Consider the following 17,996-nt stretch of genomic DNA (forward strand, 5'->3'; position numbering starts at 1 on the left):
TTACTCTTACCACCGGAGGGGCCCGTTGTCAACATGTTTCAGCATTTTCCTGATTACTCTGCCGGGGATTGTCCGCGAATACAAAAAAAGCTGGCTTTTTTATCAGCCGGGCCGATCCTTGAGGGGAGGTTTTCAGAGGAAATGGCAACAATCGATATTGATTTTCCCGGCCCTGACTGGATCATCATCCGCCAGGCCCTGGCGCTGGCGCTGTTAAAGCAGGCACCGATAACTATCGGAGGCGGGGCGGCCTTCCTGGAAAAAAACCGGGATTTTCGCCCCATCTTCGAGGATATTGTCCGGATAACCGCTGAATCCGGGGCCGGCAAAATCGCCGTCGATGCCGATTCGATATTCTTTAAGCCGCGCCCCCTGGGGCCGGGGAGGTTCCGGTTCGAATCGGACCGGCTGTCCTCCGCCGTGGAGCTGCTCCTCTTCATGATGCCCGCCCTGTTCCATGGCGATTTCCGCTCCATCCTGGAGCTGGGCGGCGTCACCCACTCCCCCTTCTCCTGTCCCACGGCCTTCGTCAAGGAAACGCTCCTGGGCGCCCTTGAGCAGGCGGGCCTGTACGGGAGCCTTACCCTGCGCCGCTTCGGGTTCCACGGCTCCGGCGGCGGCTCCATGGAATCGAGGCTCTATCCCCGGGAAAAGGTCCCGGGCGCCATGATGTTCTCCGGAACAGCCGGTCCGTCTATAAGCGGGGCGAAGATATTCATCTCCCGCCTTGATACCGGCCTGGCCGAGCTCGAAAAGGGAATGATCGCCGAGCGCCTCGGTCTTGGCGCTGACAGGATCGCCATCATAGAGGTCATGGAATCGGACGGGCCCGGCAACGGGATGCAGGTCTTTGCCTCGTACGGGGGAACGCCGGTGGTGCTCTACAGGGAGATGAAGCTGTACAACGAAAAGGGGGAGCTCGGCTTCACGGAGGAAACCCTGCGCGGCGTGATCGATGATCTCGCCGGCGAGACACGAAGCCTCATGGATGGACGCCTCCCGGAGCGGGCGCTCCGCGAGATCCTGCCCTACTGTGCCATGACCGGCACCGAGCCGCCCGTCGCCGGAGATTCGGCCGGCGCCGCCATGACGCGGGAGCTCTGCGCCAGGCTGCTCTGAGGAGCCGGCTAAGCCTTCCTACGCGTTCGCTTCCTTGTCCATTTTCTCGATCTTGTCGAGGAGGGCCGCCTCGTCAATCAGGAACTTGAAGAAGTTATGGAGACCCGCAACCTTCACGAGGGTCATGATCTTCTCGTTCACGTTCATGAAATAGCAGGTAACCTTTTTCGACGCCAGGTCCCGCACCATCTGAACGATGACGGACAGCGCCGAGCTGTTCATGTGCTTGACGCCATCGAGGTTAAAATACAAATCCCTGTCCTTGCCGGACACGGCCTTTTTTACGAATTTTACGATATCCTTCGACGCCTCTGGGGAGATATCGCCGCTGACATCGATAATATCAAACCCTTTGATCGAGCGCTTGGAAAGTTTTAGCTTATCACTCATAGCCACCACTGGTAGTAGAAATTGTCGCTTCTTTGATGTTCTTGCCCCGGAAAAGGGCAATCCTGATTGCCTTGAATTTCTGGTACAGATTCTGTAATTGCCTCTCTATGTCAACCTTTTCTTTCGCGTCGGCGGTTGCGCGGCGCTTTTTTAGCTCGCCGATTTCCCGGTCTATCGAGACGGTTTGTATGGCCCGAAGCCCGGTGCCGGCCTCGATAATATTGATCGTGTACACCGGCACAAGCTCAAACCTTGCCGCGGGCCGCTTACCGCCGCTTTTCAGGACGCAGCGCACGATCACGGAATCGCGCGTGGTGATCGGCGCGCCCTCGAAAAAGGCCTCGGCCTTGGTGCTCTGGTTCGAGACGAAATTCCCCAGGCTGTAGAACACGTAGCAGTCCCTTCCGTCGGAGGCCATGACCTTTTCCAACGGCTGCAGGAGATGGGGATGATGGGCCACCACAAGGTCCACCCCGGCGTCGATATATTTTTTGAACAGCTCGACGTCGCTCGATCGCGGCACCGTATTATACTCGATGCCGGTATGGGCCACCATGACCAGGTAGTCGCATTTCCTCCGCATCTCTTCGATGTCCTTCTTGACCTTGTCATCGTCATAGAGCCAGTTCAGGTAAAAGCCCTTCGCGTTCCGCGGCCTGGGGAAATTCAGGTACCCGGCGTATCCCAGGAACCCGACCCGCATCCCATGGACGGTCTTCACGACGCCGGCGCGGGCCCTTGCCTCGTTTTCGCCGACGCCGATATAATCCATCCTGTACCGGTCCAGGTAGCGCATCGTATTCACCACGCCGTCATTGCCCTGGTCCAGGAGATGATTGTTGCCGATGGTCACCAGGTTGAAACCGGCCCACTGCATCGCGGCTATTCCTTCCGGGGGGCAGTTGAAATAGCGCGGCTTGCTCTGGAACGGCGGCGACACGGGAAATTCCATGTTGCCCACCACGATATCCGACTGTTTCAGGACCGGCCGTATCCTTTCGTAGAGAAAATCATAGCCGTTGTTGTTGATCGACTTCTTCCCGGCGCCATCGGTTTTGTTGCGCGCCTGGGCCGACGATTTGACCGGGATATGCATGATGATATCGCCGGTGAAGGAGATGCTGACCTCCCGGGCGTCGGAACAACCGGAGCCGGGAAGCACCATAAAAATCGCCATGACAATGACCGGGAAACGGTTCACGGGCCAATCCTCAAATATAAAGATTTTCAAATTGTAACAATCAAAAGGCCCTCGACGCATATGTCAATATTTTTCCTGCCGCCGGAGGAGATGCCGGCGAATTTTTACCCGAGCCTGTCGGGACCATTAGTGCTTGACAGCAGCAGCGGTATGCTGTTTTACCTCATTTTAATGAAGAAAGAAGCGGACCATCCCATCGGCGTGTTCGACTCGGGATACGGCGGCCTGACGATCCTGAAGGAGTTCGTCCGGAAGCTCCCGGAGCACGACTTCGTGTACCTGGGGGACAACGCCCGCAATCCCTACGGCTCGCGCTCCTACGAGACCGTGTACACCTACACCCTTGAGGCGGTGAAGAAGCTCTTCCGGATGGGGTGCCCCCTGGTCATTATCGCGTGCAATACCGCATCGGCCCGGGCCCTCCGCACGATCCAGCAGAAGGACCTCCCGGTCATCGACCGGGACCGCCGCGTCCTGGGCGTCATCCGTCCCACGGCGGAAATAGTCGGGTCCATGACAAGAACAAGGCATGTGGGCATCCTCGGCACCATGGGCACAGTCAGCTCAGGGTCGTACCTGCTGGAGATCGCGAAATTCTTCCCCGATGTCACCGTGACCCAGGAGGCGTGCCCCCTCTGGGTCCCGCTGGTGGAAAACAACGAGCTTTCAGGGCCGGGCGCCGAATACTTCGTGCGGAAAAACATGGACCGCCTCCTGGAGGCGGATCCCGCCATCGACACCATCATCCTGGGGTGCACCCACTACCCGCTCCTCTCGGATGTCATCGGAAAATTCACGCCGCCCGGCGTTACGGTCATTGCCCAGGACCAGATCGTGGCCGACAGCCTCATCGACTACCTGAAGCGCCACCCGGACATGGACAGCCGCTGCTCCCGCGGCGGATCGGTGCGGTTCTACACCACGGACCCCGCGGAGCTCTTCGACGGGCTGGGTACGATTTTTTTCAAGGTTCCGGTGCGGTCGGAGCGGATCGTCCTCTGAGGCGCCCGCCACAGGCGCTACATTCTCATGACTCTCACCACGAAATACGCGCCCGCTATGAGGGTAAAGGGGAAGGTGATAAAAAAGATAGCCACTTCGCGGAAGTTAACGACGCTGGTATTGTAGATCTTTTTGCCGAAATGCGAAAAGTGATAGTTCTTCGGGTCGCGGACGCGCTTGACGATTGTCACGATAATGCGCACCTTGATGCTCATCATGTAGATGAATATCAGTCCCGCCTCGAGGATGTAGATGATGTCGAGCTTGACGCCTTTCAGTATTTTCGGGTCCAGCATGACAATGGCCGCCATGGCAATGCTCAGAAGCATGTTGGTAACAGCGGTGATCATGAAGTACCTGAAGTAGACCATCTGCTTGGATGAGATGTAGTTGAACAGGCAATAGAGATGTATGAATACTGACGTCTGGATTGCTATGAACAGGGCAGTGAGAAACAGGAATTTCATGGTACTAATAGTATGAGAGCCAAACTCTACGTCAAGAAATTATATACTTAAAACCGTCCGATCAGTATGAGAAACGCGTAACTTCTAAAACGTCCAGCGGATATCCTTTTTTATTTTTTAATGCAAATTATTAATTCTGTCCAGAAAAGGCGTTAACGGCGCCGGTTAAAATTCGAAGCCCAGCTCATCCTCGATGAACTTGATGGCAAAATATCCCACCATGAGCTGCTTGATCTCCTCAAAGGGCACGACGGGCATGTGCTTGCGGATATTGAGGCCGTTCAATATCTGCCCCTTCAGAATGGCGATATCGGCATCCTGAAAATTGTCGAGCTCCTTGATCTTGGCCACGATCTCATCCTGGTGGTCATGGACGAATGTTTCATAATGGGCTTCATTCATAGCAAATCCAACCGGGTCCCTATAATTAAGATATAATAATTTCGCGACCGATCAATTAAAAAGATCGGAATAAAATGTGATATCTTTTAGCGGAATTAATGTCCTGGCCGCGCCCTGTCTGTAATCATACCCTCACCTCGCCTCCGGCGCGCCCTCTCCTTTTTTCAATTCTTAATGGGAGAGGGGATTTGGGGGTGAGGGTCCATAAAGCCAGAGCATTCACCATAATTGAATTGACATCATACCCTGACCATATACCACATAAAAAACTATTACTTCACCCGGCACGGCAGATTGGGACATGAAAACGATACGGCTCAAGGAGCACAAGGAAAAGGCCCTTCTCAGAAGGCATCCCTGGGTTTTTTCCGGCGCCATCGGGAAAAAGGATCCCGCTATCGAAGACGGCGAGATCGTATCGGTGCGCAAAGCCGACGGAACTCGCCTCGGGTGCGGCTACTATAACGGCAGGACCCAGATAGCGGTGAGGATGCTCTCCTTCGGGGAGGAGGAATTCACCGATAACTATCTGTTTGAGCTGGTGCGGGCAGCCGTGGCAAGGCGCGCCGGCAACCCCCTCCTCCATGACACCGACTCGTGCCGCCTCATCTTCTCCGAGGGTGACTTCCTTCCGGGCCTGATCGTCGATTCCTACGGCGGCCACCTGGTGCTCCAGTGCCTCACCCTGGGCATGGACAGGCTGAAGGACACAATCGCAAAAATCATCCTGGAAGAGATTAAGCCCGCGAGCATCTACGAGAGGAGCGACCACGAGGGACGCGGCCTCGAAGGCCTCGGGCCGTCGTCGGGGCAGCTTTACGGCGAAACCCCGGAAGAACTTTTAATCAAGGAAAACAACATGTCCCTCCTGGTCGACGTGAGGGCCGGGCAGAAGACCGGGTTCTTCCTGGACCAGCGGGACAACCGCTCCCTGGCGCGGACCCTGGCCCGGGGCAGGAAGGTCCTGAACCTCTTCAGCTACACCGGCGGCTTCAGCGTGGCCGCGGCCCTGGGGGGCGCGGCATCGGTCACTTCCGTGGACTCCTCGGCGGAGGCGCTGGACCTGGCACGGAAGAACATGGAGCAGAACCGCGCCGGGGTCCCGGCCGAATTCATCAAAGCCGATATTTTCCAGTACCTCCGGGACGTACGGCCCGACGCGGACCTCATCATCCTTGATCCGCCGGCCCTTGCGAAGAACCGGGGTTCGGTGGACAGGGCCTGCCGCGGGTACAAGGACCTTCACCTGCAGCTGGCCCTGCGGTGCCCGCCGGGCGCGACGATCCTCACCTGCTCCTGCTCGCGCTTTATCGATATGAACCTCTTCCAGATGGTGGTCTTCGAGGCCTTCGCGGACGCCGGCCGGAAGGCGTCGATCATCGGGAAGCACGGCCATCCCTGCGACCACCCCGTGAGCCTCTTCTGCCCCGAGACGGAATATCTCAAATCTATGCTGCTCCGGTTGGATTGAAGAATATGAAACGTGATGCGCGGAGGAGTCTTTGATGATGATCGAACCGGCACCGGCGGCGACAAAAGGCCTTTATATAAAAATAATATCAGTCTTCGTTTCATGCTTGGTATTGCTGACCGGGACGATTTCCTGCGTCGACAAGAAGGCCCATGAAAAGCGCTCCAACATAATGATATCATTGATACTCGATACAGCGGTTACAGGAGAGCCGTCAAAGCCGCCGGCGCTGCCTCCACCGGCGACCTCCCTGAAAGGATGGCAGCTCAACGGGACCAACACCGGTCTTGCTGGCGCGGGAATTGCCGACAGAAATTCCCTGGATCTCTACAATCCACCGGCTGACCAGGTCCAATACGGCACGTGGTACGTTCCGGCCGGCACGATCATGACCGGACAGCGCATTGAAATGGGCGGTATCGACATTTCCGCCGGCGGTATCACCTTTGAGCGCTGTTACTTCCACCCCCTGTCGATCGGCAGGGGCATGCCCCTCCTCCGCGGCGCAGGCGCGGCGCAGAACATCATACGGAACTGTGATATCGATGGCAGCGCCATTCCCCTTAACGGGGACGGCACCAATCCGGCCTGCGGCAGCATCGCCGTCAGCTGCGCCAACGTCCAGGTTCTTCTGTGCAACATCACCGGCCTGGCCAGCGGCGTAGCCTTCTACGGGAAGGAGCCGGTCACGATGGAAGGCACTTTTATCCATGACCTGGTGCAGGGGGAATGGTTCCTGGGGAGCGGCCAGTCCCATCAGGACGGCTTCACCATAAGGGACTATACCGGGTCACTGGCCCTTATCAGGAACAACTATATCCTTACCAATCCCGTTTCACTCATGGCCACGGGTCCGGTCTTTCTGCAGGCCACATGGAGCAACTGTTTCATAGACAATATTTACATAGAGGGAAACCTCCTGGCCGGTTACGGATATAACCTGGCCGTGGAGAGGGACAACGGCGCTTACGGGAAGCACCTCTGGGCGGTTAACAATCGCTTCGACCCCTATTCAGGATGGCTGGCCTATGTCGAGCACGGCCCCGGCTGGGCCCTGTGGCAGGATAACAATCTGAATGACACCGGCCAGACCGACAACAGGGGAGCGGCCGTGGCCGAGCCGATGACGCAGGCCAACGGTAACCTGAGCGCGCCGGGAAACCTGCGGGCCGCGGCGCAGTCAACGACGGCCATAGGCCTCACCTGGATGGACCTCACCCGACAGGAGATCGGTTACAGGATCATGCGCTCCCCGGACGGCTCGACCTTCACAACCATAACCATCACCGGCGCTAACGCCGTTTCTTACTCTGACACCGGATTGTCCCCGGGCACAACCTACTACTACCGCGTTGCGGCCGTCAATAACGACGGGATGTCGGATTTTTCGACCACGGTCAGCGCCACGACAGCTGCGCCGTGAGTACACAGGATAGGGGCCGCGCGTATTTCCTCACTGCCTCTCGCAGGCTCCGATATCTGCGCTCCCCGGCGCCACGGGATTCCCTTCGATATCGATCCAGAAATTGAAGAATGGAAAGCTGATCATGGGAAGCAGCCCGGTGATATCCGTGCCGGCGTTGACCGCCGGGCTTCCCGCAGCCAGGTGAAAATCGCCGTTACCGGGATCGATGAAGAGGGATCCCATATCGGTGACCACCGACTCATGGGCCCCCAGGGACCAGCCGTAGGAGGGGGCCTGGCTCCAGGAGAGCCCGGTGTAGATATTGTAGTCGCGACGGACCTCGCCGGCGCTTCCGCCGCCGTCGATTATGTTATTGACCGATACATAGGGACTGGCTCCGTAAGTCCCTATGTTAAGCGAGGCGTTCCGGTTGTTGCGCACCAGGGTGTTGTTCAGGAACGATATGGTCCCGAAGGACCCGTCGGTGTGGGCGGGGGGCCATTCGTTGACGTTGCTGCCGCGGTCCGCCGCGTCTATGAGATTGCGCACGAAGAAAAGGTTCCCGCTGTCCTGGAAAGTGATGGGGCTGTTGGAGTCCAGCACCCGGTTCCGCGCCACCAGGATCGTGTTGCAGGACAGGTACAGGGTGATGCCGTTGGCATGGCTCCCGTTGCTTTCATTGACCGTGTTGCCCACGATCTGCGAACACGTCACGCCGTAGAACCTGATGCTGGTGGACCCCGCCCGCGTTACGGTATTGCCGCGCACGACTGAGCAGCTCCCGCCGCCCAGGAATATCCCGGAGTGCCTCACGTTTTCCACGACCGTATTGTTCTCAACCAGGCACTCAGTGCAGTTGCCCAGGTAGATCCCGCCGTACCCCGAATCGGTTCCCTTGCGATTGTGCCGTATGGTGTTGTTGCGGATGGTGATGTTGCTCCGGTCCCTGTAGGCCAGGCTTACGGTGCCGATGCCGACCCCGTCTGTGAGGCCGTTGCCGCTGAATTTCTGCACGGTGAATCCTTCAATGACGACGTTGCTCACGCCGGCCAGGTCGATGCCGAAGGAGCGCGCCGAAACGGATATGCCCGTGCCTAGATTTGCCGCGTTATTCGGCCATAGGTATACCGTATGGCTGCCGTCCCCGTTGGCGACGGGATGAATGTAATATTCCCCGGCCTCGTCCAGGGCGTGGATCGAATTGAATATGGCGTAGCCGGTCTCCCGGTCCGTGTATACGCCTCCCCCGCCCACGCTTGCGAAGGTGATCCGGTGCGCCGCCGGATCATAGGTCAGGATATCCCTCACCACCACGATGTTCGGATTGATCCAGAGGGCCACGGAGGAGTTGTTCCAGTAGCTCGAGTCGGCCTGGTTCAAGTTGGCCGTATCAACCAGGGACGTCGTGGCCATGGCACCGACCGGCAATACGTAAAAGTTATCAACCTCGTCCCAGAAATAGGGATCGGGCTGGTCCGGCTCCTGGGCCACCCAGAGGAAATCGCCGTTCTCATGGAGGTTTGCGGTAAAGGGGGTTACGCCGTATTGGGCAGGAATCGTCGTGTGATAGATTGCGCCCCAGTTCGGATTGCCGCCGCAGTCGGAGGCGTTACTGCACGCGGTCCATCCCGTGAGCTGCTCCGATCCGTCAAGGACCGCCTGGCCGCTGCCGAACCCGGCGCAGTCGCCCTTGAACACGATGGGATTATCGGCGGCGCCGCCGCTCTGGAGGGTGATGCTTCCCCGGTACCGGACCCCGCCCCTGAAGACGACCATGTTCCCCGGCTGGAGGGTGGTTGTCGCCGGGATCCCGGTAGCGTTATCGTCTCCGGGGCAATGCTTCCACGGCGTTGTCGCGGTCCTGCCGTCATTGGCGTCATTGCCGCCGTCGAAATCCACGTAATAAGTCGCGGCGCCGCAGGCGGTGATGGCCCCGGGAAAATTAGCCCTGCAGGAATTGGCCAGCGGGGCATTGCGCAATAACGCTGAAAACAGCAGGTTCCTGTTCCCCCTGTTGCCTTTCGGCCAGTGACAGCCCGAGCAGCCGCAGCACGTCATGACGGCGGCCGCAACAAGTATAGTGAATAGCCTGCCCATGGTCACACTCCCCCGGATTTACGCCGCATTACCGCCTGTTCCCGCGACACGCCCCTTGGCGGCACGGATGCTTCGGTCGGATCGCGGCCGAAGGGCATGGCTCCCGCACCGGGAGAATGAAATCATGTCAACGAGATCAAGCTGCAGAAGTGAAGGAATTACACAGCCGGGTGCGCCGCCTGTCAAGAAAAAAGTCGCGGGAAATTATTCGAACAAGGAGTCGTTATAGAGGACGCCCTTCCCGTCCATCCTGTCAACGGCCCAGGGCAGCATTGTTCCCCTGATATAATCGCAGGGCCTGCGGACGCTCACCACGCCGCCGCGCCCGGCGATATCCCTGAACTTTTCAATTATCTTTTCGCACTGTCTCTTGGTGAAATTCAAGGCGGGCACGTCAATTTCTATTACCCAGGCGCTTCTTGAATGGATATATGATTGTGTCGCCACATGATATCTTGGCAAAACAAAATCGCACAGCTCATGGCTGTTCTTTGAATACATAGGCACCCCCGATTTGCGAAACAACAAACTACACCCTGCGTAAACCATTACACCATCCCGGCTTTTTTCTCAAGTCAAAAATAATTTGATTGGAAAATGCGCATTGAAAAATGGTTTCGAGGTTTTCTGACAGTATTTTTACAATTGGAAAACGAAGCCGGCGGTCGGCGGGGGAATCTTATGCAGGGACATGCATTCTAACGCTTGCCTCCCTTATCATGGCGATGAGGCTTTTCATGTTTATGACCGTGATCCTGTCCATCATGGCTGTGGGTATGCCCGTCATGGGTGTGGGTTTTCTTATGGTCATGGAAGAAATAATGGGAATGGAGGTGCGAGTGCACCTTCGCGCCGTGGCGGTGCCGGTGCTCGTGGACCAGGTTGACCTTTACCAGAAGGTCCTGGTCTTTCAGGATCTGGTCCACGGTGCCGATCCTCTCGACGCGGTGCTCCTCGCTGATGACCGCAACCTTCGGCTGGAGATGGTCCACCAGCTCGAGGTCATGGGTGGCGATAACTATCGTCTTCCCCGATTCCGACAGGGATATGATCAGGTCCGTGAGAAATGACTCCGTCTTCGGATCCAGGCCGCTGGCCGGCTCATCCAGGAGAAGCACCTCGGGGTTCATGGTCAGGGACGAGCCTATGGCCACCCGCTTCTTCTCGCCGCCGGAAAGCATGTGGGTGGGCCTGTCCTTCAGGTATTCGATATTGAGCATTTCCATCGTTTCCGAGGCCCTCCGGAGGGCCTCGTTTTTCGGGAGACCCAGCTGCTGGGGCCCAAACACCAGCTCATCGAAGACCGTGGGGCAGAAGAGCTGCACGTCCGAATTCTGGAACACCATCCCCACCCGCTCCCGGAAAAAACGCTGGTATTCCCGGTTCCGGAGCCTCTTCTCCGTGACCTCCTCACCGCGGAAACGCACAACGCCCTCCTTCGGATGGATGAGGCCGTCCATGACCTGGAGCAGGGTCGACTTGCCGCTGCCGTTGGCGCCAATGACCGCGACCATGGCGCCCTCCTCGATGGATAGGCTCACGTCGCAGAGGGCCGGCACGACGTCGTAGAAGCTGTAGGAGACGTGTTCGAGTTCAATTATTTTCATGGTGTTGTTATTTCCTGATCCAGTATATGCCCTCATCCCCCTCCCCCTTCTCCCATTAAGAACTGAAGAAAGGAGAAGGGGAGCCTTGATAAAGACCCTTAACGCGGAAACCCTCTCCTTTTTTCCACGCTTCATGGGAGAGGGTGCGCAGAGCGCGGGTGAGGGTATCACGGTTAATCATATTATCCCTATCACCAATATAACTGCCCCTGCCGCCGCCAGTAGAACGCCGGCGGCCGCGTCCCGCGCGGTGAAAGACCTGAAGCTGTAAAGCTCGATATCCCCGGCGAACCCGCGGCTCACCATGGCCCGGTACGTCTCCTCATAGCGCAGCTGCGATCTCTTGAAAAGAAAAAAGATGCGTCCCGCTATGAGATCCCTGACCGCCGCGCTGTCAGCGACGCCGACCAGGCGGCTCTTCATGGCAAGGTACATATCCTCGACCGTTTTCGAGAAAATGAAAATGTATTTATATGTAAGGATGATGATCATGAGAAAAGTGTCGGGCACGCGGAAGACCTTCAGGGCCCTGATGATCTCGAAAAAGGGCGTGGTATGGATGACCAGGAGGGAGATGCCTATGGAATTGGCCACCCGCAGGGTCAGCATGGCCACGCCGAAGGCGCCCTCCCCGGTGACGCCGATCTCTTTCGGAATCGAGTATATCCAGAATTGATAGGAGCGCGGCAGCGCCGCCACCGGCAGAATGATCTCGCCGCGGGTGATCACGTTGAAGGCCGACGGCAGGGCGATGAGAAAGCCGAAGAAAAATGCGAAACCGATGATCCGTTTATACATGTAGAATATATTCAGCCGGGAAAGGGCTATCAGCATGAAGACAAAGGCCGATATGGCCAGCTCCGCATACAGGCTTCGGAGAAGGCTGACGATAACTATAAAGTATAACATGAATATGACCTTAAGGCGGGGATCAAGTTTCTGGAACAGGCCGTCCTTCTCCGCCATCTCCCAGTACACGTAGCTCGATTTGATGATGGCCGCGATAGATCGTATCGTTTTATCAAGGAAGGTCAATGGGTTATCACACCGGTACCTTACTTTTTTACGAGCAATTTCGAGATGCCGAACAGCACCAGGACACAGAGGAGAATGCCAAAAACACCGGACAGAACATAGGATAGGGCCTGAATCGCGAAACCGGATTTTTCATCCCCCAGGTTGTAATCCGGTATCGGGGCTTTCCACAGGTCCGCGGTCTCTTTCAGTTTCACCGGCACGAAGCCGATCATTTTCTCGATGGTTTCAGTCGACCACTCGCCCCAGGCGTCCCCGGCGTTGAACCGCGCCGGAAGATACACGCCGATGGGAGAGATGACGGCCATGACGATAAGTATGGCCAGGAGTTTTCTCTGGAAGGGGCTCATCACTTCACCTCCCCGAGGGCATAGACGCTGTCGCGGTCGTTTTTAATGAAGTAGATGAGCACGAGGAGGGTCACCACCCCCTCTATGATGCCGAAGAGGACCAGGTGCTCGATGGCCATGGCCGGCAGCGCTATCTCCAGCCCGTAGGGCGCGTAGAGCGGCTTTCCGTCCGCCGACGCGATGAGGGGCTGGATGCCGAATTCCACCGCCGTGACCAGGGCCGCCGCGAAAATGCCGATATAGCCGGAAAGGAACGCGGCAAGGTAGACCCTCCATCCGCCGGCCGCCTTCCAGCGGACAAGCTTGAACACGAGGATCGAGACGAAGGGCATCACCACCGCCATGTTGAAGCAGTTGGCGCCTATGGCGGTGATGCCGCCGTCGCCGAAGAGAAAGGCCTGGATGATGAGGGCCACCGAAACGGCCACCACGGCCGTCCATGGCCCCAGCACCAGGGCCACGATGGAGGCCCCCACGGCATGGCCCGTGGTGCCGCCGGGGATCGGGACGTTGAACATCATGATGAGAAAGGAAAAAGCCGAAGCCATGCCCAGGTAGGGGATGTTCTTAGCCGAAAGTGTCTGCCGCACTTTTCGCAACGCGGCCGCCAGGAATCCCGCGAACACCGCGTAGAGCGGCACATAGGTCTGGGGGCTTAAATATCCGTCGGGTATGTGCATGATTATTTCTCTCCTTCTTTCACATTGACCTCGGCGCCGCTTTTAGGCACATAGCCGAACCATATGGTGGCGCCTGCCAGTATCGAATAATCGGGTCCGGGCGACTCCCATTGCTTCGACTGGATTGAATACTTGAAGCCGAGGTCGAGATCGCAGCTGTCGGATACGGTGAGTATCCCTCCTCCCAGGAGATAGGCGTCATGGATCCTTGATCTCTTGTCCTTGTTTCGGTCAAGGCCGATGTTCGCCACAAGGCGAAAGCGGTCTTTAACGACCCAGAACTCACCGGCAAGTGACGCGTGCCAGATATCCTCGCGCTCATTAATGCGGTTCTGGTTCCTGATATAGCCGATATTGAGGTGCAGCAGGACCATCTTGAGATCGAGGGTCGTGATGAAATAGCCATAGGCGCCGAACTTTCCCGCGCCCAGACCCTTGGAACAATTCCCCGTGGGAATGATGATCCCCGGCTTTAACGCAAGGCTCAGGGCCTTGTACTCGAATATCTTCCATTTCACTTCGGCGCTGATGTCTCCGAGGCCGTTTTCCATTTCGGTTTGCTTCATGTACAGGCCCTGGAGGGGGCCGGTATAGTAAAAATGCCGGTTCCGGTAATACACGCTCTGAAAAGGGACGGCGAAAGCGATATCGACGGCGTCTATGACGCCGTAGGCCAGGCCGACCCCGGCCTGGTGAACATTCTCCCGCACATGGCGCTTGCCGAAGACGGACTGCCCTTCAAGCCCGCTCTCGGTCACCTCCTTCGGTTCCCGCGCTATTTCAGAGTACCGGTCATGGCTGAACTGGTAGTTGAGCTCAAGCTCGAACACGCCTTTGCCCTGCATGACCGCGTCATCGGTTATAAGAGGGTGCAGAGCGTATACAGGGATGGGCGCGAATAATCCGATCAGCAGAGCGGCAATCACGGCATAAATACCCCGCACATCATACAGCCGTACATGTTTCATTTCAGTCCTCCAGGGTCTCAAGGATCGGTTACGCCTTTACTTGGAGCGCGTCCCGCATTGCGGGATGCGTTCTTATTCGAATTGTGCTATTTTATAATATAACGTGTTACTGTCAAGATATATTCGCGTATGATTATCGATAAATAAACAAGCCAGATCAACTCAAGGCTGTCAATCCTCGAGGATAGGGATCAGTAATAGTAGATGTTCGGTTCATGCCGTCGAACGAAACATTCTATTATGCTCTATATTCTAATACGCCCTCGGGGCGTATTTTTTTTGGCACAGGAGGAGATATGACGCGATGATATCTCCAGGGATACAGGGAACTATCCATCCCATGCGAGGTATACACACGCGTAACCGGATTCTACCGCCCCGTGAGTCATTTCAACCCGGGGAAAAGAGAGGAATTTAGAAACAGAAAATATCTTTCCCTTGAGCGGATTAAAACAGTGGCTGATGGTCAGAGATAGGGTAATTATCGATATAAGGCAAGGAAACGCCGTGATTCATGACAATGGCCCTCTCAGCTCGACTTCATGCCGATAGGTGAGAGGCCCACCCACCCGACTCGCCCCATAGGTGGCAAAGGTGACATGGCCGACTTCCACGCTCCGTGGCGCCGCATGAAAGGACGCCATTCTTTTTTCAACGATTCCGCGGGGAAAAGCCCCTGAATAGAGCCCGATGGTTACGTGCGGGATATATGCGTCACGGGCGATTTCCTGGCAGTGCCGGGTCAAGACGTCCCGGACCCGCGCGATCCCGCCTTCCGGGTCGGAAACTTCCAGGAAGGGAGCCGAAGCGAAGCTTTGCATGGCGCCGACCTCGATGCGGAACGGCATTATGCCGGCGTGCCTCAGCAGGCGCGCCTGGTCACGGAACTGCTCTTCCGTGAAATCGTCATCATGATCGCGCCGCTTCGCCAAAAAGCCGCATACAAAAAGCGTGATATGTCCCTGCCTGCCATAGGTCGGGAGCAGATAATCGGCCATGTGCAGCCTGGCGGCTTCGATGGTTTGCTGTATCCCGTCGCCGTCAAGCCGAATCAGCCATACCGCGTAATCGCTGCGGCCCCGGTGCCATCCGCCGTAATCTCCCGGCACGGAAGGGATCGTTTCATCAGCCTCACCGAACATAGAGGCTAAACCATATCACCGGGGACAATCATCACATGGGGTTTTCCCGACACGGGGCTTTTTTTCACCACGACCCTGGTTTTATACACTTCTTCGATGTTCTGATAGGTGAGAACCGTATCGGGGTCGCCGGTCTTGACTATTGCGCCATTATTCATCAGGACCAGCCTGTCGCTGTACTCACTGGCGATATTGAGATCGTGGAGCACCATCAGTATCGTAATGCCCAATTCCCTGTTGAGCTTTCTAATGAGGTCCATTATCTTCACCTGGTGCGTGATGTCAAGATATGAGGTGGGCTCATCGAGGAGGAGGAGCCGCGGCTGCTGCGCCAGCGCCTTCGCGATATGGGCCAGCTGCTTCTCTCCGCCGCTGATCCTGTCAAGCTGCCTCTCCCTGTATTGAATGATATCGGTCATGTTCATATAGGTGGCCGCCACGTCCCGGTCCTTTCCGGTCTCGAAAAACTGCCAGCTCCCGTAATGGGGAAGCCTGCCCAGAAGAACGTATTCCTCCACGGTCATGTGCTCAACCTCGACATCCTGCGACACGACCGCTATTTTTTTCGCCAGCTCTTTAATGGCGTAATGGGCCATGTCTTTATCTTCGAAAAACACCTTCCCCGCACATGGCGCCAGTATCCGGCTGATCGTCCTCAGAAGCGTCGTCTTGCCCGATCCGTTGGGGCCCAGGATTCCCACAATTTCACCGCTGTTTATGGTCAAATCGATATCATGGAGAATGACCTCCCCGTTGTAACCGCTTGAAATATTCTCAAGCCTGACCATGGTCATATCACCCCCGGAGGCCCCCTTTTTTATTCAACGCGTACACAAAAAGCATGCCGCCGATGATCCCTGTTACTACTCCCACCGGCAGCTCCATGGGCGCCACAAGACCGCGCGCTATGGTATCGCAAAGCACGAGAAACGAAGCGCCGGCAAGATAGGAGCAGACAATGAGAATCCGGTGATCGCCCCCCACGAACATGCGCACGAAATGAGGGACCGCCAGGCCGACAAAGCCTATGATGCCGGCCACTGAAACGCTCACCCCCGTTAACACCGAGGCAATGAAAAAAAGATACTTCTTTGTTCTTTCCGTGTTCACGCCGAGATGGAACGCCTCTTCTTCGCCGACGGCAAAGGCGTTGAGCTGCAGGGAGAAAAGGCAGCTGGCTCCAAGCCCCGCCAGCGATACGACCGAAGAGAGCAATATGAGGGAAGTGTTCGGTTCTTCCAGGGAGCCCATTATCCAGAAGACGATGCCGTGGAGGTTTTCCGTACGCGATAAAGCCATGATTAGCATTATAAGGGAGGAGGCGATGAAGCTTATCATAACTCCCGTCAATAGGATGCCGTTTATTTTTAAAAGCCCCTTTTTCATGCTCAGAAAATACACGAGAATGATCACGATGACGGCGCCGGAAAAACCGGACAATGGATACGAAACGACGCCTATCAGGGATTGGAGTCCCAAAACGATATTAAGGCACACACCCAAGGCGGCGCCGCCGGAAATCCCCAGCGTATAAGGCTCCACAAGGGGATTGCGGAAAAGCCCCTGCAGCAGAACGCCGGCGACGCTCAGGGCGCCGCCGAGGACGATTCCGAGAATTATGCGGGGCAGGCGCACGTCCACGATTATGGAGTATTCAGGGCTCCCCCTACCCTCCAGCAGGACCTGAACGATCCCGCCCATCGATATTCCCGCCGAACCGGTGCAGAGCGCCACCACGGTCACTGAACAGAGCGCCAGCGCCAGCGCTCCTGTCCACAGGATCCATTTATCGGTCCTTCTTTCCATCTTTCACCTTGCTATCCGGGTGGAGGTATTCGGCGATTTCCTTCAGCGTCCGTACAAACGTTGCGGGCGTGGGGCTGCAGACCCCGTAGGAATCGATTATATAAATCCTTCTGTTCTTTACCGCGTCAATCGTCGCGTATCGCCGCCAGTTGTTCCTTTCGCGTTCACCCGTTATGCCCATGGTGACGATAAGTATGACCTGCGGATCGTCGCTGATGACTTTTTCCCTGGAATAGAACCCTGTTTTCGAACCACCGGCGACATTGACGCCGCCGGAAAAATCGATATAGTCATGGACGAAAGAATCCCTGGTGGACGTAAACAGGGGATTGGCCCCAAGCTGAACGAACACTTTTTTCTTCACAAGCCGTTTGGTTCTTTCCTTTATCTTTTCAACCCCTGCGCGATTCTCATCCACTATCTTTTTCGCGTATTGCTCCCTTCCCACAAGCCGCCCCATATACATGAACTGATCGCAGAGTTCATTAAAGCTTCGGGGCATACGCAGAACCTCCACCCTTATGCCCAGGTTCCTCATTTTTACGATCTGCTCCGGGTTCGTCAGGGACGTGGCAATGACCATGTCCGGCTTCAGAGACAAGATTTTTTCCACGTCGACAATGGTTACATTGCCGATCTTTTCCCTGTTTTTCGCGGCACTCGGCCTGGTGCAATACACGGTATCGGCGGCCACATTGTCCCCGGCTCCCAGCAGAAAAAGGTTCTCGGTTATGGCCGGTCCGAGGGATACTATTTTCAATCTCTTTTTTTCATGGTGCTCGGAATAACCGTTTATAGATAGAGCGATCAGCATAAATGAAGCAGCCGCTTTCTTAACCATACATCTTCATCCT

At 56.5% G+C, this 17,996-nt stretch carries 20 protein-coding genes; 5 read left to right on the forward strand and 15 right to left on the reverse strand.

What is annotated here, in order from left to right:
* Positions 1 to 141 precede the first annotated feature (141 nt).
* On the forward strand, positions 142 to 1,119 hold the full coding sequence (locus KA369_13815) for a hypothetical protein (GenBank protein ID MBP7737049.1): 978 nt from the start codon (positions 142 to 144) through the stop codon (positions 1,117 to 1,119).
* An 18-nt stretch (positions 1,120 to 1,137) separates the two neighbouring features.
* Here the strand turns inward: KA369_13815 and KA369_13820 are convergent, their stop codons facing one another.
* Both KA369_13820 and KA369_13825 read right to left on the reverse strand, forming a co-directional pair.
* Complete coding sequence (locus tag KA369_13820; GenBank protein MBP7737050.1) at positions 1,138 to 1,509, reverse strand: STAS domain-containing protein; 372 nt, start codon at positions 1,507 to 1,509, stop codon at positions 1,138 to 1,140.
* Positions 1,502 to 2,710 carry a CapA family protein gene (locus KA369_13825; GenBank protein MBP7737051.1) on the reverse strand — a complete coding sequence of 403 codons (1,209 nt, stop codon included), beginning with the start codon at positions 2,708 to 2,710 and terminating at the stop codon, positions 1,502 to 1,504. The genes KA369_13820 and KA369_13825 overlap by 8 nt, the downstream gene beginning before the upstream one ends.
* A 171-nt stretch (positions 2,711 to 2,881) precedes the next feature.
* On the opposite strand from KA369_13825, the gene murI reads away from it, so the two are divergent.
* Positions 2,882 to 3,712, forward strand: coding sequence for a glutamate racemase (gene murI, locus KA369_13830; GenBank protein ID MBP7737052.1), 831 nt, complete (start codon positions 2,882 to 2,884; stop codon positions 3,710 to 3,712).
* 17 nt (positions 3,713 to 3,729) lie between these two features.
* Here murI and KA369_13835 read toward each other — a convergent pair whose 3' ends face one another.
* Together KA369_13835 and KA369_13840 are read right to left on the reverse strand one after the other, a co-directional pair.
* Entirely contained in the window at positions 3,730 to 4,179 is a 450-nt protein-coding gene (locus tag KA369_13835) for a hypothetical protein (GenBank protein ID MBP7737053.1), read from the reverse strand.
* Between the two features lie 165 nt (positions 4,180 to 4,344).
* The gene (locus KA369_13840) at positions 4,345 to 4,581 is read right to left on the reverse strand and encodes a hypothetical protein (GenBank protein MBP7737054.1); all 237 of its coding nucleotides are present in this window, start codon (positions 4,579 to 4,581) and stop codon (positions 4,345 to 4,347) included.
* Between the two features lie 301 nt (positions 4,582 to 4,882).
* Here KA369_13840 and KA369_13845 point away from each other — a divergent pair, with 301 nt between their 5' ends.
* Both KA369_13845 and KA369_13850 read left to right on the forward strand, forming a co-directional pair.
* A complete protein-coding gene (locus KA369_13845; GenBank protein ID MBP7737055.1) occupies positions 4,883 to 6,052 on the forward strand; it encodes a class I SAM-dependent rRNA methyltransferase in 1,170 nt (389 codons plus the stop codon).
* A 34-nt stretch (positions 6,053 to 6,086) separates the two neighbouring features.
* The gene (locus KA369_13850) at positions 6,087 to 7,475 is read left to right on the forward strand and encodes a fibronectin type III domain-containing protein (GenBank protein MBP7737056.1); all 1,389 of its coding nucleotides are present in this window, start codon (positions 6,087 to 6,089) and stop codon (positions 7,473 to 7,475) included.
* Positions 7,476 to 7,505: 30 nt separating this feature from the next.
* Here the strand turns inward: KA369_13850 and KA369_13855 are convergent, their stop codons facing one another.
* The 7 genes from KA369_13855 to KA369_13885 all read right to left on the reverse strand — a co-directional run bounded on the left by KA369_13855 (position 7,506) and on the right by KA369_13885 (position 14,194).
* Complete coding sequence (locus KA369_13855) at positions 7,506 to 9,554, reverse strand: right-handed parallel beta-helix repeat-containing protein (GenBank protein MBP7737057.1); 2,049 nt, start codon at positions 9,552 to 9,554, stop codon at positions 7,506 to 7,508.
* 204 nt (positions 9,555 to 9,758) lie between these two features.
* Positions 9,759 to 10,055 carry a hypothetical protein gene (locus KA369_13860; GenBank protein MBP7737058.1) on the reverse strand — a complete coding sequence of 99 codons (297 nt, stop codon included), beginning with the start codon at positions 10,053 to 10,055 and terminating at the stop codon, positions 9,759 to 9,761.
* A gap of 197 nt (positions 10,056 to 10,252) precedes the next feature.
* The gene (locus KA369_13865) at positions 10,253 to 11,161 is read right to left on the reverse strand and encodes an ATP-binding cassette domain-containing protein (GenBank protein MBP7737059.1); all 909 of its coding nucleotides are present in this window, start codon (positions 11,159 to 11,161) and stop codon (positions 10,253 to 10,255) included.
* Between the two features lie 177 nt (positions 11,162 to 11,338).
* Positions 11,339 to 12,196, reverse strand: a complete 858-nt coding sequence (gene cbiQ / locus KA369_13870; protein MBP7737060.1) for a cobalt ECF transporter T component CbiQ — start codon at positions 12,194 to 12,196, stop codon at positions 11,339 to 11,341.
* Positions 12,197 to 12,216: 20 nt separating this feature from the next.
* Positions 12,217 to 12,546 carry a cobalamin biosynthesis protein gene (locus KA369_13875; protein ID MBP7737061.1) on the reverse strand — a complete coding sequence of 110 codons (330 nt, stop codon included), beginning with the start codon at positions 12,544 to 12,546 and terminating at the stop codon, positions 12,217 to 12,219.
* Positions 12,546 to 13,226 carry a cobalt transporter CbiM gene (gene cbiM, locus KA369_13880; GenBank protein ID MBP7737062.1) on the reverse strand — a complete coding sequence of 227 codons (681 nt, stop codon included), beginning with the start codon at positions 13,224 to 13,226 and terminating at the stop codon, positions 12,546 to 12,548. The genes KA369_13875 and cbiM overlap by 1 nt, the downstream gene beginning before the upstream one ends.
* 2 nt (positions 13,227 to 13,228) lie before the next feature.
* Entirely contained in the window at positions 13,229 to 14,194 is a 966-nt protein-coding gene (locus KA369_13885) for a transporter (protein ID MBP7737063.1), read from the reverse strand.
* A gap of 335 nt (positions 14,195 to 14,529) precedes the next feature.
* Between KA369_13885 and KA369_13890 the strand changes: the two genes are divergently transcribed.
* Positions 14,530 to 14,670, forward strand: a complete 141-nt coding sequence (locus tag KA369_13890; GenBank protein ID MBP7737064.1) for a hypothetical protein — start codon at positions 14,530 to 14,532, stop codon at positions 14,668 to 14,670.
* 36 nt (positions 14,671 to 14,706) lie between these two features.
* Here the strand turns inward: KA369_13890 and KA369_13895 are convergent, their stop codons facing one another.
* Genes KA369_13895 through KA369_13910 form a run of 4 tightly spaced genes read right to left on the reverse strand, consistent with a single transcriptional unit; the run spans position 14,707 to position 17,983 of the window.
* On the reverse strand, positions 14,707 to 15,336 hold the full coding sequence (locus KA369_13895) for a 2'-5' RNA ligase family protein (protein MBP7737065.1): 630 nt from the start codon (positions 15,334 to 15,336) through the stop codon (positions 14,707 to 14,709).
* A 5-nt stretch (positions 15,337 to 15,341) separates the two neighbouring features.
* The gene (locus KA369_13900; GenBank protein MBP7737066.1) at positions 15,342 to 16,130 is read right to left on the reverse strand and encodes an ABC transporter ATP-binding protein; all 789 of its coding nucleotides are present in this window, start codon (positions 16,128 to 16,130) and stop codon (positions 15,342 to 15,344) included.
* 1 nt (position 16,131) lies between these two features.
* On the reverse strand, positions 16,132 to 17,142 hold the full coding sequence (locus KA369_13905; GenBank protein ID MBP7737067.1) for an iron ABC transporter permease: 1,011 nt from the start codon (positions 17,140 to 17,142) through the stop codon (positions 16,132 to 16,134).
* Positions 17,123 to 17,983: an ABC transporter substrate-binding protein gene (locus KA369_13910; GenBank protein MBP7737068.1), complete on the reverse strand. Its 861-nt coding sequence runs from the start codon at positions 17,981 to 17,983 to the stop codon at positions 17,123 to 17,125. Before KA369_13910 ends, KA369_13905 begins: the two co-directional genes overlap by 20 nt.
* Between the last annotated feature and the right edge of the window lie 13 nt (positions 17,984 to 17,996).

The organism is Spirochaetota bacterium, assembly GCA_017999915.1.
In the GTDB taxonomy this organism is placed as follows: domain Bacteria; phylum Spirochaetota; class UBA4802; order UBA4802; family UBA5550; genus RBG-16-49-21.

Excerpts from the sequence above, each read along its gene's own strand:
- KA369_13815 (MBP7737049.1), top strand. The coding sequence starts at position 142 with ATGGCAACAATCGATATTGATTTTCCCGGCCCTGACTGGATCATCATC.
- KA369_13820 (MBP7737050.1), bottom strand. The coding sequence starts at position 1,509 with ATGAGTGATAAGCTAAAACTTTCCAAGCGCTCGATCAAAGGGTTTGAT.
- murI (MBP7737052.1), top strand. The coding sequence starts at position 2,882 with ATGAAGAAAGAAGCGGACCATCCCATCGGCGTGTTCGACTCGGGATAC.
- KA369_13835 (MBP7737053.1), bottom strand. The coding sequence starts at position 4,179 with ATGAAATTCCTGTTTCTCACTGCCCTGTTCATAGCAATCCAGACGTCA.
- KA369_13840 (MBP7737054.1), bottom strand. The coding sequence starts at position 4,581 with ATGAATGAAGCCCATTATGAAACATTCGTCCATGACCACCAGGATGAG.
- KA369_13845 (MBP7737055.1), top strand. The coding sequence starts at position 4,883 with ATGAAAACGATACGGCTCAAGGAGCACAAGGAAAAGGCCCTTCTCAGA.
- KA369_13850 (MBP7737056.1), top strand. The coding sequence starts at position 6,087 with ATGATGATCGAACCGGCACCGGCGGCGACAAAAGGCCTTTATATAAAA.
- KA369_13855 (MBP7737057.1), bottom strand. The coding sequence starts at position 9,554 with ATGGGCAGGCTATTCACTATACTTGTTGCGGCCGCCGTCATGACGTGC.
- KA369_13860 (MBP7737058.1), bottom strand. The coding sequence starts at position 10,055 with ATGTATTCAAAGAACAGCCATGAGCTGTGCGATTTTGTTTTGCCAAGA.
- KA369_13865 (MBP7737059.1), bottom strand. The coding sequence starts at position 11,161 with ATGAAAATAATTGAACTCGAACACGTCTCCTACAGCTTCTACGACGTC.
- KA369_13875 (MBP7737061.1), bottom strand. The coding sequence starts at position 12,546 with ATGAGCCCCTTCCAGAGAAAACTCCTGGCCATACTTATCGTCATGGCC.
- cbiM (MBP7737062.1), bottom strand. The coding sequence starts at position 13,226 with ATGCACATACCCGACGGATATTTAAGCCCCCAGACCTATGTGCCGCTC.
- KA369_13885 (MBP7737063.1), bottom strand. The coding sequence starts at position 14,194 with ATGAAACATGTACGGCTGTATGATGTGCGGGGTATTTATGCCGTGATT.
- KA369_13895 (MBP7737065.1), bottom strand. The coding sequence starts at position 15,336 with ATGTTCGGTGAGGCTGATGAAACGATCCCTTCCGTGCCGGGAGATTAC.
- KA369_13900 (MBP7737066.1), bottom strand. The coding sequence starts at position 16,130 with ATGACCATGGTCAGGCTTGAGAATATTTCAAGCGGTTACAACGGGGAG.
- KA369_13905 (MBP7737067.1), bottom strand. The coding sequence starts at position 17,142 with ATGGAAAGAAGGACCGATAAATGGATCCTGTGGACAGGAGCGCTGGCG.
- KA369_13910 (MBP7737068.1), bottom strand. The coding sequence starts at position 17,983 with ATGGTTAAGAAAGCGGCTGCTTCATTTATGCTGATCGCTCTATCTATA.